Raw genomic sequence first — 19211 nt, 5'->3', positions numbered from 1 at the left:
CTGCTGCCCGGCCATGTAGAACACTTCGGTGTCGGCGGACTTGGCGGCCTGGAGCTCGCCCTCGCGCGTCATCGCCGTGGTCAGCGCGACGCTGCGGCCGGCGCCGCGGCGCGTCAGCGGACGGCCGGTCTGCGCGGCCGCGGCGATCGCAGCGGTCACTCCGGGCACGATCTCGTAGGCGATGCCGGCCTCGACCAGCGCCTGCAGTTCCTCTTCCAGCCGGCCGAACACGCTCGCATCGCCGCCCTTGAGACGCACGACGAGCGCGTGGGCCTGAGCTTCCCGCACCAGCGCCGCATTGATCGCGGTCTGCTGGGTCGAGTGGCAGAAACCGCGCTTGCCCACGTCCAGCCACTGCGCCCGGGGCGCGAGTTCGCGCAGCGCCGGGTCGGTCAGGGCATCGAACAGCACGACGTCCGCCTGCGCCAGCGCACGCGCGCCGCGCAGCGTGATCAGGTCGGCCGCGCCGGGGCCGGCGCTGACGAAGAGGACGCGTCCCATGGCGGTCTCCCGGTGTTCAGCGCACCAGCAGCGCGCCGCTGGTGCGGTTGCTGGCGGGATCCACGACGATCAGCGCGCCGCCGACGCGGTTGTCCGCGTAGGGCTGCAGCGGCAGCTCGGCCTGCAGCTCGACGGTCACATGGCCGATCTCGTTGACCGACAGCTCGTGCGCGTCGGTTTCGGCCAGCGTCTGGATGTCCAGGCGGTGGTCGATCGCGGCGATGCGGGCCTGGACCCAGCGGTTGCCGTGACGGACCCAGTACTTGCGGCCGATCACCGCCGGCTCGGTGTCCAGCCAGGCCAGCGTGGCCTCGAAGCTGCGGCGTGGCGTCGCGGCGCCCGGCGCCACGATCCAGTCGCCGCGCGACACGTCGACCTGCCGGTCCAGCAGCAGCCCGGCGGACTCGCCGGCCACCGAGGCGGCCACCGGTTCGCCGGCGCGGCGCAGTTCGGCCACCACGGCGGTCTGGCCGCTCGGCAGGATCTGCACCTCGTCGCCGACCTGCACCTGGCCCTGCGCGATGCGGCCCCACAGCACGCGCGGGTTGTTGCCGGTGCCGTCGCCGTCCTTGGCGACGTACTGGACCGGCAACGCCAGCGGGGCCTCCACGGTTTCCTGCACCGTCGGCAGCGATTCCAGCACCTGCAGCAGCGAGGGGCCGTCGTACCAGTCGGCCTCGAGCGGCTGGGTGACGTTGTCGCCGCGCAGCGCGGACACCGGGACCACCGCGGTCACGGCGATGCCGGCGGCCGAGGCGAATTTCTCCAGCGCCGCCGAGACCTTGCGGAAGGCGACGCCCGGATCGGCGGCCGCGTCGATCTTGTTGATCGCGAAGACGATGCTCGGCACGCGCAGCAGGTGCGCCAGCAGGCTGTGGCGGCGCGTCTGCGGCAGCAGCGGCACGTCGTCGGCCGAGAGGTCCAGCTTCGTCACGTCGACCAGCACCACCGCGGCATCGCTGCCGGCGGCGGCGGTCACCATGTTGCGGGTGTACTGCTCGTGGCCCGGGGCGTCCGCGATGATGAACTTGCGCTGCTTGGTCGCGAAGTAGCGGTAGGCGACGTCAATCGTGATGCCTTGCTCGCGCTCGGCCTCCAGGCCGTCGGTCAGCAGGCTCAGGTCGATCGGCTGGCCGGCGGCGCGCTTGGCCAGCGTGTCGAGCTGGTCGGCGAGGATCGCGCGGCTGTCGAAGAGCAGGCGTCCGATCAGAGTGCTCTTGCCGTCGTCGACGCTGCCGGCGGTCAGGAAGCGCAGCGCGCGGTGCGTCGTGTCGACGTCGGACTGATGGATCTTGTTCACGGTGTTCACGGCGCTCGGTGCGGTCGCGGGGACGCTCGGGGAGTTCAGGACGGCGGACATCAGAAGTAGCCCTCCTTCTTGCGACGCTCCATCGAGGCGTCGGAGGTGCGGTCGTCCATGCGGGTGGCGCCGCGCTCGCTGACGGTGACGGTCAGCGTCTCGGCGACGATGTCGGCGGCATTGGCGGCCGGGCTCTCCACCGGGCAGGTGCAGGTCATGTCGCCGACGGTGCGGAAGCGGACCTGCGCTGTCTCGACCTGCTCGCCGGCCTCGGGCGGCGTCACCTCGGTCAGCGGGACCAGCAGCCCCTTGCGGCGGATCACCTGGCGGTCATGCGCGAAGTACAGCGACGGCAGCGGGATGTTCTCGCGCGCGATGTAGAGCCACACGTCCAGCTCGGTCCAGTTGCTGATCGGGAAGGCGCGGAAGTGCTCGCCCGGACGGATGCGGGTGTTGAAGAGGTTCCACAACTCGGGCCGCTGCTCCTTCGGCTGCCATTGGCCGAAGCTGTCGCGGTGGCTGAAGATGCGCTCCTTGGCGCGGGCCTTCTCCTCGTCGCGACGGGCGCCGCCGATCAGTACGTCGAAACGGTGCTCCTCGATCGTTTCCAGCAGCGTCACCGTCTGGTGGCCGTTGCGCGACTCCAGCGGATGGGACAGGCGGATCGTGCCCTTGCGGATCGAGTCCTCGAGATGGCCGACGACCAGGCGCTCGCCCATCTCCTCGACGCGGCGGTCGCGGAACTCGATCACCTCGGGGAAGTTGTGGCCGGTGTCCACATGCACCAGCGGGAAGGGCAGCTTGCCCTTGAACTCGTTGCCGGCCACGCGTTGCTTGAAGGCCTTCTCGGCCAGGCGCAGCACCACGCACGAATCCTTGCCGCCGGAGAACAGCAGGGCGGGGCGCTCGAAGGCCGCGGCGACCTCGCGCAGGATGAAGATCGCTTCCTCTTCGAGGTGGTCCAGGTGGCGGTGGTCCGCCAGCGGCAGCAGTTGTTCGAGGTTCACGGGGGCGTTCATGCCGGGGCTCCGGTGGTCGCGTTGAACGTCAGGGGAGACGCTTGGGATTCAGATTCTGCGGTGCCGGGCTCGGCGTGGGTGGCGTGCAGGCCGCATTCCTTGGACGAGTCCTCCCACCACCAGCGGCCGGCGCGGAAGTCCTCGCCGACGGCGATCGCGCGGGTGCAGGGCGCGCAGCCGATGCTGGGCATGAACTCGTCGTGCAGCGGGTTGTAGGGCACCTCGTTCGCCTGCACGTAGTGCCAGACGTCGGCCCAGCTCCATTCGGCCAGCGGGTTGACCTTCACGCGGCCCTGGCCGTCGTCCTCGCGGAACGGCACCTCGGCGCGATTGGCGCTCTGCTCGCGGCGCAGGCCGGTGATCCAGGCGGTGCGGCCTTGCAGCATGCGGGCCAGCGGCTCCAGCTTGCGCACGCCGCAGCAGGCCTTGCGCAGCTCGACGCTGCGGTACATCGCGTCGTCGCCGTTGGCGCGGACGAAGTGGACGACCTGCTCGTTCACCGGCGCGAAGACCTCGACGGCCAGGCCGTAGCGCTGCTGGATGCGCGGGATCAGCGCCAGCGTTTCGGCGTGCAGCCTGCCGGTGTCCAGCGTCGCCAGCGCGATCGGCAGGCCGTGGCGCGCGATCAGGTCGGTGATGACCATGTCCTCGACGCCCAGCGAGGTCGACTGCAGCGCGCCGGGGCCGAAGTCGGCCGCGGCCTGCCGCAGCACCTCGACCGTGCGCGCGAGGCGCTCGTCGAAGCCGGCGGTCTTGCGGGCGTAGAGGCCGATGGCGCTCATCTCACGCCTCCGCCTGGCGGGCGAACAGCGGGCGCGTCTCGTTGACGTCCGCCTGGTAATGGCCGGGGAAGAAGCGCAGCGCGCGCTCGGCGGCGTCCAGGTTCTGGTCGCCGCGCAGCTGCACCGCGTCGACGCCGCAGCGTTGCAGCAGCGGCAGCATGTCGACGAGCACCTCGCCGATCGCGCGCACCTCGCCGGCATAACGCAGCCGCGAGCGCAGCACATGCGCCTGGCTGTACGCGCGGCCATCCACCCACTTCGGGAACTGCAGCACCACCAGCGACAGGCGCGGCAGGTCGGCCTTCAGGTCCATCACGTCGACGTCGTTGGGCAGGATCACGCCGGTGGCCAGGCCCTCGGGCCAGGTGTCGCGCACGGCGTGCCATTGCTCCAGCGTCAGCAGCTTGTGGTCGGCGGCAGCGGGGTGCGGTTGCGGACCGTCCTCGCCGGCGCAGGTGTGCCAGGGGTCTTGGGCCTTGGAAACGAACTTCATGGTGCGGCGGCGTTCAGTGTTGGGCAGCGGTGGTGCGGCGGATCGCGTTGGTCGCCTGCTTGAAGGCGTCCAGCCCGATGCGGCGGACCGTCTGGAGGAAGCGCTCGCCGGCCTGGCGCTCGCGGCGGTAGGTCGCGATCACGGCCTCGACGGCATCGGCCGCCTCGTCCGCCGCGAACGACGGTCCGATCACCTTGCCCGGCACCGCGGCGCCGGACAGCGTGGAGCCGTCCGAGCCGCCCAGCGTGATCTGGTACCACTCGCTGCCGTCCTTGTCGACGCCCAGCACGCCGATGTGGCCGCTGTGGTGATGACCGCAGCTGTTGATGCAGCCGCTGATGTGCAGGTCGATGTCGCCGATGTCCCAGAGCTCGTCCAGGTCCTGGAAGCGCTCGGTGATCTCGGCCGCGACCGGGATCGAGCGCGCGTTGGCCAGCGCGCAGAAATCGCCGCCCGGGCACACGATCATGTCGGTCAGCAGGCCGATGTTGGGCGTGGCGAAGGTGGCGGCCTTGGCGGCTTCGTACAGCGCGGGCAGGTCGCTTTCGCGGACCCAGGGGAGCAGCAGGTTCTGGTCGTGCGAGACCCGGAGCTCGCCATGGCTGTAGCGGTCCGAGAGGTCGGCGGCCGCGTCCATCTGCGCGTCGGTGATGTCGCCCGGCGGCAGGCCCAGGCGCTTGAGCGACAGCGTCACCGAGCGGTAGCCGCTGACGCGGTGCGCGTGGACGTTGCGCTCCAGCCAGCGGCGGTAGGCCGGCGATGCGCCTTCGAAGATGTCGGCGCCCGGCACCGGGGTCACGCCTTGCGGTTCGACGAAGCTGGCGGCAACGCGCGCGAGCTCGGCTTCCGGAATGATCTGCTCGTGGCTGCCGGCGTCGTCGTTGAGGATGGCCTGGTACTCGGCGTTGACCGCGTCGAAGTAGGCCTGGCCTTCGGCCTTCACCAGGATCTTGATGCGCGCCTTGTACATGTTGTCGCGGCGGCCGAAGCGGTTGTACGTGCGGACGATCGCTTCCAGGTACAGCAGGATGTGCTGCCAGGGGACGAAGGGATTGATCTCCTGGCCGACGATCGGGGTGCGGCCCATGCCGCCGCCGACGAAGACCTGGAAGCCGACCTCGCCGGCCTCGTTGCGACGCAACTGGAGCCCGATGTCGTGCCAGCCGATGGCGGCGCGGTCTTCCTTGGCGCCGGAGATGGCGATCTTGAATTTGCGCGGCAGGAACGCGAATTCGGGGTGCAGCGTCGACCACTGGCGCAGCACTTCGGCGTAGGGACGGGGGTCGATCAATTCGTCGGCGGCCACGCCGGCGGTCACGTCGCTGGTGATGTTGCGGATGCAGTTGCCGCTGGTCTGGATGCCGTGCATGTCGACATCGGCCAGCAGGTCCATCACGTCGGCCGACTGCGGCAGCGGGATCCAGTTGAACTGCAGGTTCTGGCGGGTGGTGAAGTGACCGTAGCCGCGGTCGTACTCGCGCGCGATGCGGGCGAGCTGCCGCAGTTGCCGGGACGACAGCACGCCATAGGGCACGGCGATGCGCAGCATCGGGGCATGGCGCTGGATGTACCAGCCGTTCTGCAGGCGCAGCGCGCGGAAGTCGTCGTCGGGGAGTTGACCGGCCAGGTGGCGTTCCAGCTGGTCGCGGAACTGGGCCGCGCGGGCGTGGACGAACTGGCGGTCGAAATCGGTATAGGCGTACATGGCGTCAGCGGACTCCGGCCGGGTTGAGGTGGACCTGGGGGCCCCGCCGCGTCATCTGACACCGCGGCTGGCCCTGGGCTGGCCGGGAGTCCGGACTCTATGAACGCTTTATATATATGAGAACTACAAATTCGTAGATTGCTTATGGTGAGATAAGCATATGAATGGCGCTGCAAAAGGCCCTCGCGCGCCGAAGGCCGCCTCAGTCCACCGCCAAGCGCCGGAGGGCAGCGAGCTGGTCGCCGATCCGAGCCGGCATCGGTGCCGTGCCGGCGAGGATCGCGCGGATGAAATCCGCGTTCGCGCCCGGCTCGCACGCCGGGGAAAGCGGCCAGTCCAGGTCGTCGTTGCTTTGCGGATTGAGATCGACAGCTTGCCCGTTGGCGAAGCCTTGCAGATGCGCCTTGCGCCGCAGGTGGAGATACGCCTCGCCCTCGCTGGCCCGCATCAGCAGCGCCCGGCCGTCGCCAGCGCTGAGCAGCGGCAGCGCCTGGCCCATGCTGTCGACATATTCCGGATGGGTCACCGCCACCACGCGCACGCTGCGACCCGGCAGTGGGTCCAGCAGCTTGGCGACGCTGTGGCTGCTGTTGCGCAGCCCCAGCCGCGGTCGGAGCGCCATCATGGCGTCCAGCCCCGCATGCAGCGCGGCGGTGGGCAGGATCGCCAACCGATCGCTGGCGAGCTGCCGACCCGCTCCCTCCACATCGGCAGCGACGGGCAAGCCGAGCGCCTCGAACAGCTCGAACGGGCTGATGCGGCTATCGAAATCGTGCCGGCCGTGGATGAGCACCGGGATGCCTTCGCGCGCCAGCAGCATGGCCACCAGGGGCATCAGGTTGGCCTGCTTGCGGGCCCCGTTGAACGTGGGCAGCACGACGGTGCGCGGACCCGCCGGCGCGGCCACACGCGCCGCGCCCGCCTGCATCGCTTCGACGAAGCCCAGCAGTTCATCGAGGCTCTCGCCCTTGATGCGCATCGCGATCAGGATGGCGCCGCGTTCGAGGTCGGGCACCGTGCCGTCGAGCAGCTGCCCGAAGAGCGTCCGGGCCTGCTCCCGCGTCAGATCCCGCGCGCCGCGGGCGCCTCGGCCGATTTCCTTGATGAGCGGGGCGTAGGGAGCGGAGTCCACGGCAGGTCGGCGCTGAGGCCAGGGGCGAAACAAGCGCCGCATCTTAATCAGCCACGCCAGCGTCACGCTGACGGCAGAACGGCCCGCGAGCGGGCCGTTGCGACAGGAGGCAGCCGTGGTCGGCCGCCGGCGCTCGCGGTCAGAAGGTCGAGCGCCCCACCAGGTTGAAGGAGCGGATGTTGGCGCGCTCGTTCTCAAGCTTGGCGCGGGTGAAGTCCACGCCCAGGCCCACCGCATAGGTCTCGTTGAACGCATAGGTGGCGTTGAGGCCGAAATACGGCTGTGCCGAGCGTTGACGGGATTTCAGGACCTCGCGCTGGTTTTCCCAGACGCTGGCCTTGCCCTGGTTCCACGCCAGGCCGCCGCGCAGGTTCAGGCTGACCGAGTCCGTCAACGGATGGCGATAGACGCCGCCGAAGGCCGGGCCGCTCAGCTTGACGCGCGCACCGTTGACCGCATCGCCGGCCTTGACGGTGGGGTAGTCCAGCCAGCTGAACTCCATGCCCGCATTGGGGCTGATGAGGTAGCCCAGGCTGAGGCGGGAGTCCAGGTCGGAGGACTCGCAGTTGGACAGGCCGCGGCACTGGCCGTTGACCTTGCCGGCACCGAGCGTCGCTTCCATGTAGACCTGGGCCTGCGCCGCGCCGGCAGCCAGCGCGAACGCGGTCGCCAGCAGGGAAAGGGAGGGAGAGAATTTCATTCGAGGTCGCCTTCGTTGCTTCGTTGAATCGGAAAGAGAAACGCCAGCGGCGAGCTGGCGAAGCGCGATTCTCAAAAGGGCGGCCCGCGGCGGACATCGCTTCGATGAGCCAGCGTTCTGTCGCGACTGGCTCCGGGAGGTCAGTGCTTCCAGTGATCGGGGCAGGAGGGCCAGTAAAAAAAGCCGGCCCGAGGGCCGGCTCAACTGAGCGCACAGGAGTCAACCGGTGAGCGGTCGCCGCTCAGGCCGCCAGCGGCGTGACCACGGCGGAAGGCGCCGCCGCCATGGGGACGACGCCCGCCGCCTGCGGCTGCGCTGGCAGGCCCAGTTCGCCGAAGAGGTCCTTCGGGTCGGCCATGTCCGGCACCAGCGCCAGGTCGCGACCCAGATCCAGCGCCAGGGCGCGGTCGCGCAGCCAGCGCAAGGTGGCGAAGTCCTCCAGCGCGAAGCCGACCGAGTCGAACACGGTGATCTCGTCCGCCGAGCGTCGGCCGGCGGCTTCGCCGCGCAGCACGCGCCAGAACTCGGTGACCGGGAAGTCGGCCGGCATCTGCTGCACGTCGCCCTCGATGCGCGACTGCGGCTCGTATTCGACGAAGACACTGGCGCGTTCCAGCACGCCGCGGTGCAACTCGGTCTTGCCGGGGCAGTCGCCGCCGACACCGTTGATGTGCATGCCCGGCTCGACCATCTCCGGGGTCAGGATGGTCGCGTTGCGCTTGTCGGCGGTGACCGTCGTGACGATGTCGGCGCCGCGGACCGCTTCGGCGGTGTCGCGGCAGCGGATCACCGTCAGGCCGTCGATGCGCGACAGGTGCCGGACCAGCTTGTCGGTCGCCGCCGGGTCGACGTCGAACAGGCGGATCTCCTCGATGCCCAGCAGGTGGTGGAAGGCCAGGGCCTGGAACTCCGCCTGGGCGCCGTTGCCGATCAGCGCCATCGTGCGCGAGTCGCGGCGGGCCAGGTGTTGCGCCGCCAGCGCCGAGGTGGCGGCGGTGCGCAGCGCGGTGCTGAGGGTCAGTTCCGACAGCACCTGCGGCGTGCCGGTCGCGACATCGGCGAGCACGCCGAAAGCCATCACCGTAGGCAGGCCCACGAGGTGGTTTTTGGGGTGACCGTTGACGTACTTGAAGGTGTAGAGCGAGGCATCGGAGATCGGCATCAGTTCGATCACGCCGTCCTCGGAATGGTTGGCGACACGCGCGCTCTTGTCGAACTGGCTCCAGCGGACATAGTCGTCGGCGATGTAGCGGGCCAGGGTCTGGAAGCTCTGGGCGAGGCCGTCGTGGCGGACCACGCGGGCGACGTCGGGGGTGAGTAGCAATCGGGTCGTCATCGGCCGTCTCATGGCAGTGGGAATGCCTCCATTCTTCGGATCCGCGTGTCAGCAGGAAGCCAAACAACTGATCAATAATTGAAGTCTCTCGATCATTTCGTCAGCGACGGCTGTCGAAATGCCGTGAAATTCGGGTTAACCCTGGGCGCTGTGCGCGCAGCGGGCGAGGGGTTGCGCCAAGGTGGTGCGGCCCGAATCGAGACTCCGGAGCTCCCCATGGACACACTGGATCACCAACTGATCGCGCTGCTTCGCCAAGATGCCCGCGCCAGCATCGCGACGCTGGCGCACAAGCTGAAGGTGTCGCGGGGCACGGTGACCAACCGGCTGACGCGGCTGGAGGACAGCGGCCAGATCGTCGGCTACACCGTCAGGCTGCGCGCCGACGTCGCCCAGCCGCACATCACCGCCTGGATGAGCATCGCCGTCGAGGGCAACCGCACCCGCGAAGTCGTCGGCATCCTGCTCGGCGAACCGGGCGTGGCCGGCCTGTTCGACACCAACGGCCGCTGGGACCTGCTCGCCGAACTGCGAGCGGACAACCTCAACGACCTGGCCGAGATCCTCGAACGGGTGCGCCTGATCAAGGGCATCGGCGCGACCGAGACCAGCATCCACCTGCAGACCTACAAGCTGGCCTGACCTCGTCTCGCCCTGCTGCTCTCCCTCTCCCGCTTGCAGGAGAGGGCAGGCGAGAGGGCCGGGGTGAGGGCCGGCAGCGGTGGTCAGCGCTTGGGCGTCGGTGGGCTCGCGGGCGCGTCGTCGTCCGGATCTGGCGCGTCGGGGGCGAGGTGGAAGGTGCCGTCGCGCAGTTCCAGCCGCGTGCGCTGGACCACCGGGCGCGGCGACGGGCATGCGCCCTCGTTGAAACGCAGCACGATCTCCACGCGCGGGCCACGGCCGGGGCTCAGTACGCTGACGCCCGAAGTCTGCGGCGCCGCGCCCGCGCCGCAGGCCTGCGGGCCGGGCTTGTCGTCGAAACCGAGTTCGGCGCCGAGTTGCAGCTCGCCGTCGCGCTCCAGCACCAGGCGCTCGCTGCGGCTTTCGCGACCGCGGTCCTGGTCATGGCGCCGGCTGCGCAGGACCCAGCGCTGCTCGTCGATCTGCAAGAGCTGCAGGTCCTCGTCGCCCGAGCCCGGCGCGCCGGCCATCAGCAGCGGGCCCTTGGCATGCAGGCGCCAGCGGCCCTGCGCATCGGCGGCCAGCACCGCCGCGCCGAGCGCCGGCACGCAGGCCGGGCAGCGGAACTGCTCGCGCGGTCCGGGCGTCAGCTGGTAGACCAGCATCAGCTTGTCGACGTCCTGCTCGACATAGCGCGCGCGGAAGACTTCCCGCACCTCGGCCCGCAAGGTCGGCGAACGGCCGCCGAAGAACGCGGCGACCCGGGCGTCGCGCCAGGTGTTGCCACCGTAGACCATCTTCATCGCGACCTCGGGCTTGGGCGGCTGCTCGATGGCCACCGGGACCTGCGCCTGCGCGCTCGCGGCGAGCAGCAGCGGCGCGGCGGCACGAAGCGCGAAGGCGGCAGAGAAGACGGGAGAGAAGGCGGGGCGTTGGAACACGTTGGCGGCGAATCGGATGCACCAGGTCGCGATCATCGCCGAGTGCGGGCTCTCGCCCTGCCCGCGCTCGCAAGCGGGGTGGGAGTTTGGAGCGGTCGGCTCGGCGAAGGCCTCATGCGGGCGATCGCGGGCGCCGCGACCGACCCCTCGGGAACGAGGATGGGAGGGCGGCGGTACAGTCGCCGCCCATGAGCCGTTCCGACACCTCGCCCCCGGTGATCCGCAGCCTGCTGGAGACCGACCTCTACAAGTTCACGATGTGGCAGGCGATGCTGCACCGGCATCCGCAGGCTCAGGCCGAGTACCGCTTCGCGTGCCGCAACACGCCGCAGTACCCACTCGCCGCGCTGGTGGCCGACCTGGAGCGGGAACTGGACCATCTGTGCGCGCTGACCTTCCGGCCGGACGAGCTCGACTACCTGCGCGGCCTGCGCTTCATGAAGCCGGACTTCATCGACCTGCTGCGGATCTTCCGTTTCCAGCGCGACTTCATCTCGGTGCGCGCGGACGGCGAGCGGCTCGAGATCATCGTGCGCGGCCCGCAGGTGCATGTGATGGGCTTCGAGATCTTCGTGCTGGCGATGGTCAACGAGCTGTACTTCCGGCGCTTCGACGCAGCGCCAGCGATCGAGGAGGGCCGGCGCCGGCTGGCGCGCAAGGTCGAGACCCTCCGCGCCTTCACCCGCGACGAGGCGCCGCGCCGCCACCCGTTCCAGTTCTTCGACTTCGGCCTGCGCCGCCGCTTCTCCGGCGCCTGGCACGAGGAGGTGCTGCGCACGCTGCGCGACGAACTGCCGGAGACCTTCCGCGGCACCTCCAACGTGCTGCTGGCCAAGGAGCTGGGGCTGGTGCCGATCGGCACGATGGCGCACGAGTACCTGCAGGCCTACCAGGCCACCGGCGTGCGCTTGCGGGACCACCAGAAGGCGGCGCTCGAGGACTGGGTGCAGGAGTACCGCGGCGACCTGGGCATCGCGCTCACCGACGTGATCGGCATGGATGCGTTCCTGGCCGACTTCGACCTCTATTTCGCCAAGCTCTTCGACGGCCTGCGCCACGACTCGGGCGATCCGGTCGAATGGGGCGAGAAGGCGCTGGCGCACTACGAGCAGTTGCGCATCGACGCCAACACCAAGCGACTGGTGTTCTCCGACGCGCTGGACGTGCCCAAGGCGCTGGCGTTGTACCGCCATTTCGCGGACCGCGTCCAGCTTGGCTTCGGCATTGGCACCCAGCTCAGCAACGACATGGGGCTGCCGACGCTGAACATCGTCATCAAGCTCACCCACGTCAACGGCCAGCCGGTGGCCAAGCTGTCCGACAGTCCCGGCAAGACCATGTGCGAGGACCAGACTTTCCTGGCCTACCTGCGTCAGGTCTTCAATGTGCCGACTCCGCGCTGAATAGGCGCGGAAGAAGTGGCGTGAGGACTGCCGGCGCCCTCTCCCGCTTCGCGGGCGAGGGATTCTTCAATCCCGATGCGCGGTGATGCGGTGGATCACCGGACCCGCGAGCAGCGGCGTCGGTTTGCCCTCCACCCAGTCCTGGTGCCCCGCACCGTAGAACGGCGACATCGGATGGCCGCTCTGGCCGCCCGGCATCGACAGCCAGCCCTGCTCCTCCCGGCCCGGCGAGACGACCAGCCGCTCCGACTGTCCGAAGGCCGGCCCGGCCACATGCGGCAGGTTGCTGTCGCCCGACTGCGGCGCGGACGGCATGTCCAGCCAGCGCGACAGCGCCGGGATCGCCTTGGCCAGTGGATGCTGGATGCGGCTGGCGTTCTGCGCGCCCCAGGTGGCGCCGCCGAGGTTGCCGTCCGGCGCGATCTCCCGGGCTGCGGCGTCGAGCTGCGCCAGCAGCAGCGCGTCCCAGCTCGCATAGGCCGCCGGCAGCAGGTGGGCGGGCCGCTCGTCGAGGGCGCGCGCGGCGCTGTATTCGAACTGGTTGCGCCAGCGGATGCGGCGCTTCGGGTCGAGCTGCCGGTCGCCGAGCGCCGGCAGCGTCCAGGCGTCCCACAGGGTGTCGAGCACGCGCAGCCGCGCCTGCCGCACCAGGCGGTAGGCGGCCGAATCGGCGTCGGCGCGCCCGTTCCAGTTCTCGAGCAGCTGCACGAACGCGCGGTGGGTCGGATGGGTCGCGGCGTCGCCGCGCGCGACGGCCAGCAGCCGTGCGGCCCAGGTCTTCATGAAACGCGCCTCGTCGTCGTGATGGATCGCGCCGATCGAGGCTTCGTCATGCTTGTCGCGCGCCGAGAGCCGGTCGCGGATCTGCTGCGCGCGGGCGCCGAGGTCGAAGCCGCCGTCGCCGAGCAGCTCGCCCGGTGCGCCGTCGAGCTGGCGATTGTTGGCGGTCCAGAGCTGACCCTGCGCCGGTGAGAGCACCTGCGGCGCCCGGTCCGGATCGAGCCACTCGCGACGCATCGCGGTCGGCGCGACGAAGCGGCCGAAACCGTCCGGCAGCCCCGGCTGCGCCCACAGCCGGCCGGCGATGGTCCAGCCGATCTGGCCGTCGCGATCGGCCGCGAGCAGGTTCTGGTGCGGCATGCCGGCCCGCTGCGCCAGCGACAGCGCGTCGCTGACATGGCGCATCTGCAGCATGCGGTCCAGCTCGAGGTTGTAGGCCGCGCCCTGATGCGCGATCCAGTGCAGCGCGAAGCGGCGCTGGCCGTCGGTGGCCACGATCGGTGCGCCGTCGATCTCGCTGACCGTCATCGTCACCGCGGGACCGCCGTGGACCTCCAGGGTTTCGGTGTGGGTCGAGGGCTTGGCGTCGGGCGGTAGCTCGACCCAGTCGAACCACTGGCCGTAGGCATTCGTGAAGCCCCAGGCCACCGCGCCGTTGCTGCCGACGACCAGCGCCGGCAGGCCCGGCAGGGTGACGCCGGCGGCGCGCAGGCCGTTCGCGCCGCTGCCGATCTGGAACTGCGCGCGGTACCAGATGGCCGGCACGCCCAGGCCCAGGTGCATGTCGTCGGCCAGGATGGCGCCACCGTGCGTCGAGCGCGTGCCGGCGACCGCCCAGTTGTTGCTGCCCAGCACCGGCGGCTCGGCGACGGAGACCGCGGGGCCGCTGGCCGGCGCGTCGGGCATGCGGACCTGGCGCACGTCGAGCTGCTCCGGCGTCGGCATCGGCGGGGGCGCCAGCTGGCTGCCGTCGAGCGCCGCATCCCAGCGGCCGCCGCGCGGGCTGAGCCAGTCGAAGACGGCATCGCCAGCGCGCTCGCGCAGCACCGCGCGCTCGAAGCCGGTCTCGAAGCTGGTCCTCTGCAGCATGAAGTACATCTCCGCGATCACCAGCAGCGAGTCCACCGGCGTCCAGTCCTGCGGCCGGGCGCGCAGCAGCAGGTATTGCCAGGGCCGCATCGGCAGCGCATGCAGCCCGGCGTTGACGCCCTCGGTGTAGGCCAGCAGCAGCAGCCGGTCCTCGCCGGAGAGCTGCTCGAAGCGGTCGGTGAGCCGCGCGCGCAATCGATGCACACGGCGCGAGCGGTCGCGCTCCAGCGCCTTGTCCCCGAACAGCGCGGACAGTTCGCCAGCGGCCGAGCGGCGCGTCAGGTCCATCTCGAAGAAGCGCTCCTGCGCATGGGCGAAGCCCAATCCGCGCGCCACGTCCAGCCGGGTGCGGCCCTCGACGACCAGCGTGCCCAGCGCGTCGCGGCCCAGGCTCACCGGCGCGCTCAGGCCGGGGATCGCGGCGTCGCCGTCGAGCTGCGGCAGGCTGGCGCGCACGCTGGTCCAGATGCCGAGCGCCAGCGCGATCAGCAGCAGCGGCAGGCCGACCAGGCTTCGCACCAGCCAGCGTCGGGGGGCGCCCGGTCGGCGGTGGCTGTCCTTGGCGCTCTTGTCATTCATCGATGGGCTCTCCGCTTGCGGGCCGGGATTGTGCGTGCGCCTGGCAACAGGATCGCTACAGCGTTTCCCTAGAATCCCGCGCCATGTTCCGAGACGACCGCGACCCTACCAAATCCGCCGGCCTGCTGCCCGCACCGGCCCGTCGCCGCTGGCTGATCGCCGCCGGTGCCGCCGGCCTGGGCGCGCTGGGCGGCTGCGCGACGCTGTCGCCCTCGAGTCCGCCGACGCCGGTCGTGACCACGCCCGACCCCGAGCTGCCGACGCCGGTCACGCCCAAGCCGGTGCCCAAGCCGCCCCGCCTGGGCCTGGCGCTGGGCGGCGGCGCGGCCCGCGGCTTCGCCCACATCGGCGTGATCCAGGTGCTGGAGGAGAACGGCGTCAAGGTCGACCTGGTCTGCGGCACGTCCGCGGGCAGCCTGGTGGGCGCGCTCTACGCGGCCGGGCGCGGCGGGAAGGAGCTGCAGACGGTCGCCGAGTCGATGGACGAGGGCGCGATCACCGACTGGACCTTCCCGATGCGCGGCCTGATCCGCGGCGAGGCGCTGGCGCGCTACGTCCGGCAGATGACCGGCAACCGCGGCTTGGAACAGCTGCCGCTGCCGCTGGGCATCGTCGCGACCGATCTGGGCGATGGCTCGCCGATCCTGTTCCGCCAGGGCGATGTGGGCACCGCGGTGCGGGCCTCCAGCGCGGTGCCGGCGGTGTTCCAGCCGGTGAAGATCGGCAACCGCGAGTACGTCGACGGCGGCCTGGTGGCGCCGGTGCCGGTGCGCTTCGCCCGCCAGATGGGCGCGGAGCTGGTCATCGCCGTCGACATCGGCGAGCCGCCCGATCCGAAGATCCCCGGCGATGCGATGCGGATGCTGCTGCAGACCTTCTCGATCATGGGCAAGTCGATCAACCAGTACGAGCTGCAGGGCGCCGACGTGGTGCTGCGGCCCAAGCTGGACGGCTTCAGCGGCTCGGATTTCAGCACCCGGCGGCGCGCGATCGCGCTCGGGCGCGAGGTGGCGACGGCGATGCTGCCGGAGATCCGCCGCAAGATCGCCGCGAAGACCCGCTGATTCGGGGATCGGCGGCCGGCTCGCCTAGAGGCGCTCGCCGCGCGCGCTGGCCTCGATCAGCTTGTTCAGCCGGGCCAGCTGGGTCTCGGGCTTCTTCGCGCTGAGGATGTGCCAGATGCTGGTGCGGCGGTAGCCGTCGGGCTGCTGCTGGAAGAAGGCCCAGGCGGCCGGATGCCGCATGAAGACGACCTCGTGGGCCGGCGCCAGCTCGACGAGTTCCTTCGGCTGCTCGAAGGCGTAGACCCGTGAGCGCTCCTCCTGGCGACGTTCGAAGGCGGCCAGCCCGGCGGGCTTCATCCGGCCTTCCTCGATCAGCGCCTGGGCACGGCCGATGTTGACCGCGCTCCAGACCGACACCGCCTTGCGCGGCGTGAAGCGGATCTTGTAGCGCTTGTCGTCGATGCGGGTGCGCACGCCGTCGATCCAGCCGTGGCAGAGCGCCTCGTCGACCGACTCCGGCCAGGCCAGGCTGGGCTCGCCGGTGGCGCGCTTGTGGAAACCGACCACGACCTCGGTGGCCGTGGCGGCATGCTGGTCGAGCCAGTCGCGGAACTCCGCGGCGCTGGCGAAGAAGATCGGGGTGCGGGTGGCCATGGGCCGCGAGTATGCCCCGGTGCCGGGCGCGTCCTGGCAGCAGCGCCGGTGTTCCATGACGCGAGTGCGCGGGCCGGCGGCGTTCGGAGCGTTGGCGCGCGCATTGCCCTCGGACAGGAAGACCCGGTCGCCGCGGGCGCTCGTGCCCGTTCCCTCCCGCAGGGTCGCCGTCGCGATGCGGCGAGAGCGAGGTGGTCGGCACCTGCGTACATGTACGCGATGGATGAAGTCCGACATGGCGCGGGTTCAAGCGTATTGGATGTGATCGTTGGCGTGAGATAACGTACGCCGACAATAACCTTTGGATGCAGGAACGCCGTGGCACACACCGATCAGCAACCCGACCGCGAGCGGCCCCGGCTGCGCCGCGGCCCCGCCGAGATGGCCGCGCTCAAGCGCGAGATGCTGGAGCGCGCCCGCAAGATCTACCGCGACGAAGGCGTGGAGGCGCTGAGCATGCGGCGCCTGGCGCAGGAGCTGGGGATCTCGACGATGGCGATCTACAGCTACTTCGAGAGCAAGAAGGCCCTGCTCGACGGCCTGTGGATCGAGGTCTTCGAGGCGCTGACCGACGAACTGCTGGACGCGTCCAAGGACCAGCGCGGCCCGCGCAAGGTCCTGGAAGCGCACACACGCTGCCTGCTGGACTTCTGGGAGCGGCACCCGGAGCAGTTCCGGATGATCTACATGTCGCTGACCCAGACCGGCACGCTCGAGGAGATCGGCCAATCCCAGCAGCCGGTCTACAACCGGCTGCTGGGGCTGATGCGGGAGCGGGTGGCCGCTTGCGCGCCGGAGGGCTTCGAGCCCGACGAGACCGCGATCCGGCTGATCTGCGACCAGATGTCGGTCCGCACCATGGGCTACCTGATGATGGTGATCGGCCTGCCGCGCTATCCGCTGTACGACCGGGAGGCGCTGCGCGAATTCACCGTGCAGGGCGTGCTGCGTGACGTGACGGACCAGTTTGCCCGCTTCGCATCCGGCGCCAATGCGGCGACGCCGATGGTGTCCTCGGGCGACTGATCAGGCGCCTGGGCCCTCCGACCTTCGGCGCGAGTGCCCGGCGTCCGGGCGTCGGGGCGATTGCCGGAGCACCGCGGCGGTGCCGATGACGCTGGTTGGGGCGGCCGGTTCCGCCGCTTCGGTTCGCCTCGGGCCTCCGCATCCGCGGCCTGGCAGCGACGCATCGGGATCCGGGTCCGAAAGGCCAAAAAAAAGCCCAGCATGAAGCTGGGCTTGAAGGGCACTTGGGAAGCCGAGCTTCCTTGGGTACCGAGGAGACAACCGTTGTGGCAACTCTCGGAACGCTCAGGCCGTGGCGCGCTTGGCGGTACGGGTGGCGTTCTGGGTGGCCTTCACCGCCGTGTTGGTCACGGCGTTGAAATTCGTTTCAGCGATCTCGGAGGCCTGCTTCGCGGCCTTGTGCAGGCTTTCGTAAGCGTTGTTGGCCGCGGCGACCGCCGACTTCACCAGAGCTACAGCATTTTCCGTGCCAGCCGGCGCGTTCTTGGTGGCGTTGTCGACGACGGCGCCGAACTTGACCTGCGCGTCGGCGACCTGCGACTCGGCCAGCTTGACGAACTCCGAGGAGGTCGACGAGGCGATGTCGTACAGGTGGCGGCTGTAGGCGACGGCCTTTTCGGCGGTCGGCTGCAGCAGGGAGGCCTGCAGCGCCCACAGTTCCTGCGGATCCTTGACCGTGATGGCCTGCTGGGCGGTTTCGGCGGCTTCGCCGAGCGCGGTCTTGGCGACCTGCAGGTTCAGCTCGACCAGCTTCTCGTAGCCTTCGAAGGCCTTGGCCGTCAGGCCGAACAGGGAAGCTTGCAGGTTCTTTTGTTGGTCGAGCACTTGGTCAGCGGTCAGCATGCGAGATCTCCTTTGAGAGTGATGTCAGCCAGGGGAAACGCGGCAGGCTGAGCGCCGGTGCCACACCTTTGTTGCAGTGCAGCATGAGGTCAGTATAGGACTGTCGACGACGATTGCAAGCACTTTTTGTGCATCGCAGCAAAATCCGCGCATCGGTCCGAGGGGCGGCTGCCGCCGGTCGCTGCCGGTGGCAACTGGAGCGGGGTCCGGCCGGCTCTGCTAGCGTCCCGACCATGCTTGCCTTCCATTACGACCATTTGACGCTGGCCCTGCCGCCCGGGCATCGCTTCCCGCAGTCGAAGTACCAGATGCTGCGCGAGCGGGTGGAGCGCGAACCCGGCGTGATGCGGCCCCGCGTGGCCGAGCCGGCCGGGATCGACGCGCTGGCGCTGGTGCACACGCCCGACTACATCGACGCCGTGATGCACGGCACCCTGAGCGCCGCCGCCCAGCGCGAGATCGGCTTCCCGTGGGGGCCGGCGCTGCCGCGGCGCTCGCTGTGCTCGGTCGGGGCGACGATCGCGGCGGCGCGCGCCGCCCTGGAGGAGGGCGTGGCCGCCAGTCTGGCGGGCGGCACGCACCATGCGTATGCGGACAAGGGCAGCGGCTTCTGCGTCTTCAACGATGTGGCGGTGGCCGCGCGCCTGATGCAGGCGGAATGGCACCGTCGTCATCGCGAGCGCCCCGGCCTGCGGGTCCTGGTGGTGGACCTGGACGTCCACCAGGGCAACGGCACGGCGAGCATCTTCCAGGGCGACGACAGCGTGTTCACCTTCTCGGTCCACGGCGAGAAGAATTTCCCCTTCCGCAAGGAGGCGAGCGACCTGGACGTGGGTCTGCCGGACGCCTGCGGCGACGCGGTCTACCTGGATGCGCTGGAGACCGCGCTCGCCGAGGTCTGGCGACGCCTGGCCGACCGGCCGCCGGGGCTGGCCTTCTACCTGGCCGGCGCCGATCCGCACGAGGGCGACCGGCTCGGGCGCCTCAAGCTGAGCGCCGACGGGCTGCTGCGCCGCGACCGGATGGTGCTGGACGCGCTGGTCGAGCGCCGCATCCCGGTCGCGCTGAGCATGGCTGGCGGCTACGGCGAGGACCTGGCCGTGACCGTCGAGGTGCAGATGCGCACGCTGGGCGCCGCGGCGCAGGCCTGGGCGCGCTGGCGCGACAGTAGCCCGCGCGACACCTGACCCCGCGCGGCGGTGGAAGAATCGCCGCCATGTCCGCCGACCGCCCCATTGCCTCCGCGCCCGTGCCGGAAAGCCGTCTGGCCCCCGAGCCGCGCGAGGCCTTCGCCCGTTTCCTA

The 19211-nt window shown here is 70.2% G+C and carries 18 protein-coding genes; 5 read left to right on the top strand and 13 right to left on the bottom strand.

Annotated elements, in window-relative coordinates:
* From cobA to ocd, 9 genes are all read right to left on the bottom strand, one after another.
* The coding region (gene cobA / locus CS062_RS10980; protein ID WP_099861685.1) for a uroporphyrinogen-III C-methyltransferase at window positions 1-501 on the bottom strand (501 nt) is incomplete at its 3' end.
* Window positions 502-517: 16 nt separating this feature from the next.
* Window positions 518-1861, bottom strand: coding sequence for a sulfate adenylyltransferase subunit 1 (locus CS062_RS10975; protein WP_099861684.1), 1344 nt, complete (start codon window positions 1859-1861; stop codon window positions 518-520).
* Window positions 1861-2820, bottom strand: a complete 960-nt coding sequence (cysD, locus tag CS062_RS10970; RefSeq protein WP_099861683.1) for a sulfate adenylyltransferase subunit CysD — start codon at window positions 2818-2820, stop codon at window positions 1861-1863. The genes CS062_RS10975 and cysD overlap by 1 nt, the downstream gene beginning before the upstream one ends.
* Complete coding sequence (locus CS062_RS10965; protein ID WP_099861682.1) at window positions 2817-3602, bottom strand: phosphoadenylyl-sulfate reductase; 786 nt, start codon at window positions 3600-3602, stop codon at window positions 2817-2819. The genes cysD and CS062_RS10965 overlap by 4 nt, the downstream gene beginning before the upstream one ends.
* Before the next feature lies 1 nt (window position 3603).
* Window positions 3604-4095 (bottom strand): DUF934 domain-containing protein, encoded by a 492-nt coding sequence (locus CS062_RS10960; protein ID WP_099861681.1) that lies wholly within the window; start codon window positions 4093-4095, stop codon window positions 3604-3606.
* A gap of 13 nt (window positions 4096-4108) precedes the next feature.
* Complete coding sequence (locus tag CS062_RS10955; RefSeq protein WP_099861680.1) at window positions 4109-5800, bottom strand: nitrite/sulfite reductase; 1692 nt, start codon at window positions 5798-5800, stop codon at window positions 4109-4111.
* A gap of 202 nt (window positions 5801-6002) precedes the next feature.
* Window positions 6003-6998 carry a DNA-binding protein YbiB gene (ybiB, locus tag CS062_RS10950; RefSeq protein WP_199174222.1) on the bottom strand — a complete coding sequence of 332 codons (996 nt, stop codon included), beginning with the start codon at window positions 6996-6998 and terminating at the stop codon, window positions 6003-6005.
* Between the two features lie 73 nt (window positions 6999-7071).
* Window positions 7072-7632 (bottom strand): outer membrane beta-barrel protein, encoded by a 561-nt coding sequence (locus tag CS062_RS10945; protein ID WP_099861678.1) that lies wholly within the window; start codon window positions 7630-7632, stop codon window positions 7072-7074.
* A 241-nt stretch (window positions 7633-7873) separates the two neighbouring features.
* Window positions 7874-8968, bottom strand: coding sequence for an ornithine cyclodeaminase (gene ocd, locus CS062_RS10940; protein WP_099861677.1), 1095 nt, complete (start codon window positions 8966-8968; stop codon window positions 7874-7876).
* A gap of 216 nt (window positions 8969-9184) precedes the next feature.
* Here ocd and CS062_RS10935 point away from each other — a divergent pair, with 216 nt between their 5' ends.
* Window positions 9185-9610 (top strand): Lrp/AsnC family transcriptional regulator, encoded by a 426-nt coding sequence (locus tag CS062_RS10935; RefSeq protein ID WP_099861676.1) that lies wholly within the window; start codon window positions 9185-9187, stop codon window positions 9608-9610.
* An 83-nt stretch (window positions 9611-9693) separates the two neighbouring features.
* Here the strand turns inward: CS062_RS10935 and CS062_RS10930 are convergent, their stop codons facing one another.
* Complete coding sequence (locus tag CS062_RS10930; protein ID WP_099861675.1) at window positions 9694-10566, bottom strand: hypothetical protein; 873 nt, start codon at window positions 10564-10566, stop codon at window positions 9694-9696.
* Window positions 10567-10718: 152 nt separating this feature from the next.
* Here CS062_RS10930 and pncB point away from each other — a divergent pair, with 152 nt between their 5' ends.
* A complete protein-coding gene (pncB, locus tag CS062_RS10925; RefSeq protein ID WP_099861674.1) occupies window positions 10719-11933 on the top strand; it encodes a nicotinate phosphoribosyltransferase in 1215 nt (404 codons plus the stop codon).
* A 66-nt stretch (window positions 11934-11999) separates the two neighbouring features.
* Here the strand turns inward: pncB and CS062_RS10920 are convergent, their stop codons facing one another.
* Window positions 12000-14381: a penicillin acylase family protein gene (locus tag CS062_RS10920; protein ID WP_099861673.1), complete on the bottom strand. Its 2382-nt coding sequence runs from the start codon at window positions 14379-14381 to the stop codon at window positions 12000-12002.
* Between the two features lie 83 nt (window positions 14382-14464).
* Between CS062_RS10920 and CS062_RS10915 the strand changes: the two genes are divergently transcribed.
* Window positions 14465-15445: a patatin-like phospholipase family protein gene (locus CS062_RS10915; protein WP_099861672.1), complete on the top strand. Its 981-nt coding sequence runs from the start codon at window positions 14465-14467 to the stop codon at window positions 15443-15445.
* Window positions 15446-15469: 24 nt separating this feature from the next.
* On the opposite strand, the gene CS062_RS10910 is transcribed toward CS062_RS10915, so the two are convergent.
* Window positions 15470-16039: a YdeI/OmpD-associated family protein gene (locus CS062_RS10910; RefSeq protein WP_099861671.1), complete on the bottom strand. Its 570-nt coding sequence runs from the start codon at window positions 16037-16039 to the stop codon at window positions 15470-15472.
* Between the two features lie 318 nt (window positions 16040-16357).
* Here CS062_RS10910 and CS062_RS10905 point away from each other — a divergent pair, with 318 nt between their 5' ends.
* Window positions 16358-17065 carry a TetR/AcrR family transcriptional regulator gene (locus CS062_RS10905; RefSeq protein ID WP_099861670.1) on the top strand — a complete coding sequence of 236 codons (708 nt, stop codon included), beginning with the start codon at window positions 16358-16360 and terminating at the stop codon, window positions 17063-17065.
* 285 nt (window positions 17066-17350) lie between these two features.
* On the opposite strand, the gene phaP is transcribed toward CS062_RS10905, so the two are convergent.
* Window positions 17351-17908, bottom strand: a complete 558-nt coding sequence (gene phaP, locus CS062_RS10900; protein ID WP_099861669.1) for a TIGR01841 family phasin — start codon at window positions 17906-17908, stop codon at window positions 17351-17353.
* Between the two features lie 233 nt (window positions 17909-18141).
* On the opposite strand from phaP, the gene CS062_RS10895 reads away from it, so the two are divergent.
* Window positions 18142-19095 (top strand): histone deacetylase family protein, encoded by a 954-nt coding sequence (locus CS062_RS10895; protein ID WP_099861668.1) that lies wholly within the window; start codon window positions 18142-18144, stop codon window positions 19093-19095.
* Window positions 19096-19211 lie beyond the last annotated feature (116 nt).

The organism is Roseateles chitinivorans (assembly GCF_002761755.1).
GTDB classification, from domain to species: domain Bacteria; phylum Pseudomonadota; class Gammaproteobacteria; order Burkholderiales; family Burkholderiaceae_C; genus Roseateles; species Roseateles chitinivorans.
The sequence above is the reverse complement of the archived record's forward strand: the minus strand, read 5'-3'. Positions and strand labels throughout refer to the sequence as shown.

What these genes read in the sequence shown, in the direction of transcription:
- CS062_RS10920 (WP_099861673.1), bottom strand. Translation starts at nt 14,381, where the DNA reads ATGAATGACAAGAGCGCCAAGGACAGCCACCGCCGACCGGGCGCCCCC.
- CS062_RS10960 (WP_099861681.1), bottom strand. Translation starts at nt 4,095, where the DNA reads ATGAAGTTCGTTTCCAAGGCCCAAGACCCCTGGCACACCTGCGCCGGC.
- CS062_RS10945 (WP_099861678.1), bottom strand. Translation starts at nt 7,632, where the DNA reads ATGAAATTCTCTCCCTCCCTTTCCCTGCTGGCGACCGCGTTCGCGCTG.
- ocd (WP_099861677.1), bottom strand. Translation starts at nt 8,968, where the DNA reads ATGACGACCCGATTGCTACTCACCCCCGACGTCGCCCGCGTGGTCCGC.
- CS062_RS10965 (WP_099861682.1), bottom strand. Translation starts at nt 3,602, where the DNA reads ATGAGCGCCATCGGCCTCTACGCCCGCAAGACCGCCGGCTTCGACGAG.
- CS062_RS10935 (WP_099861676.1), top strand. Translation starts at nt 9,185, where the DNA reads ATGGACACACTGGATCACCAACTGATCGCGCTGCTTCGCCAAGATGCC.
- CS062_RS10930 (WP_099861675.1), bottom strand. Translation starts at nt 10,566, where the DNA reads ATGATCGCGACCTGGTGCATCCGATTCGCCGCCAACGTGTTCCAACGC.
- CS062_RS10915 (WP_099861672.1), top strand. Translation starts at nt 14,465, where the DNA reads ATGTTCCGAGACGACCGCGACCCTACCAAATCCGCCGGCCTGCTGCCC.
- CS062_RS10895 (WP_099861668.1), top strand. Translation starts at nt 18,142, where the DNA reads ATGCTTGCCTTCCATTACGACCATTTGACGCTGGCCCTGCCGCCCGGG.
- CS062_RS10955 (WP_099861680.1), bottom strand. Translation starts at nt 5,800, where the DNA reads ATGTACGCCTATACCGATTTCGACCGCCAGTTCGTCCACGCCCGCGCG.
- CS062_RS10975 (WP_099861684.1), bottom strand. Translation starts at nt 1,861, where the DNA reads ATGTCCGCCGTCCTGAACTCCCCGAGCGTCCCCGCGACCGCACCGAGC.
- phaP (WP_099861669.1), bottom strand. Translation starts at nt 17,908, where the DNA reads ATGCTGACCGCTGACCAAGTGCTCGACCAACAAAAGAACCTGCAAGCT.
- CS062_RS10910 (WP_099861671.1), bottom strand. Translation starts at nt 16,039, where the DNA reads ATGGCCACCCGCACCCCGATCTTCTTCGCCAGCGCCGCGGAGTTCCGC.
- cysD (WP_099861683.1), bottom strand. Translation starts at nt 2,820, where the DNA reads ATGAACGCCCCCGTGAACCTCGAACAACTGCTGCCGCTGGCGGACCAC.
- pncB (WP_099861674.1), top strand. Translation starts at nt 10,719, where the DNA reads ATGAGCCGTTCCGACACCTCGCCCCCGGTGATCCGCAGCCTGCTGGAG.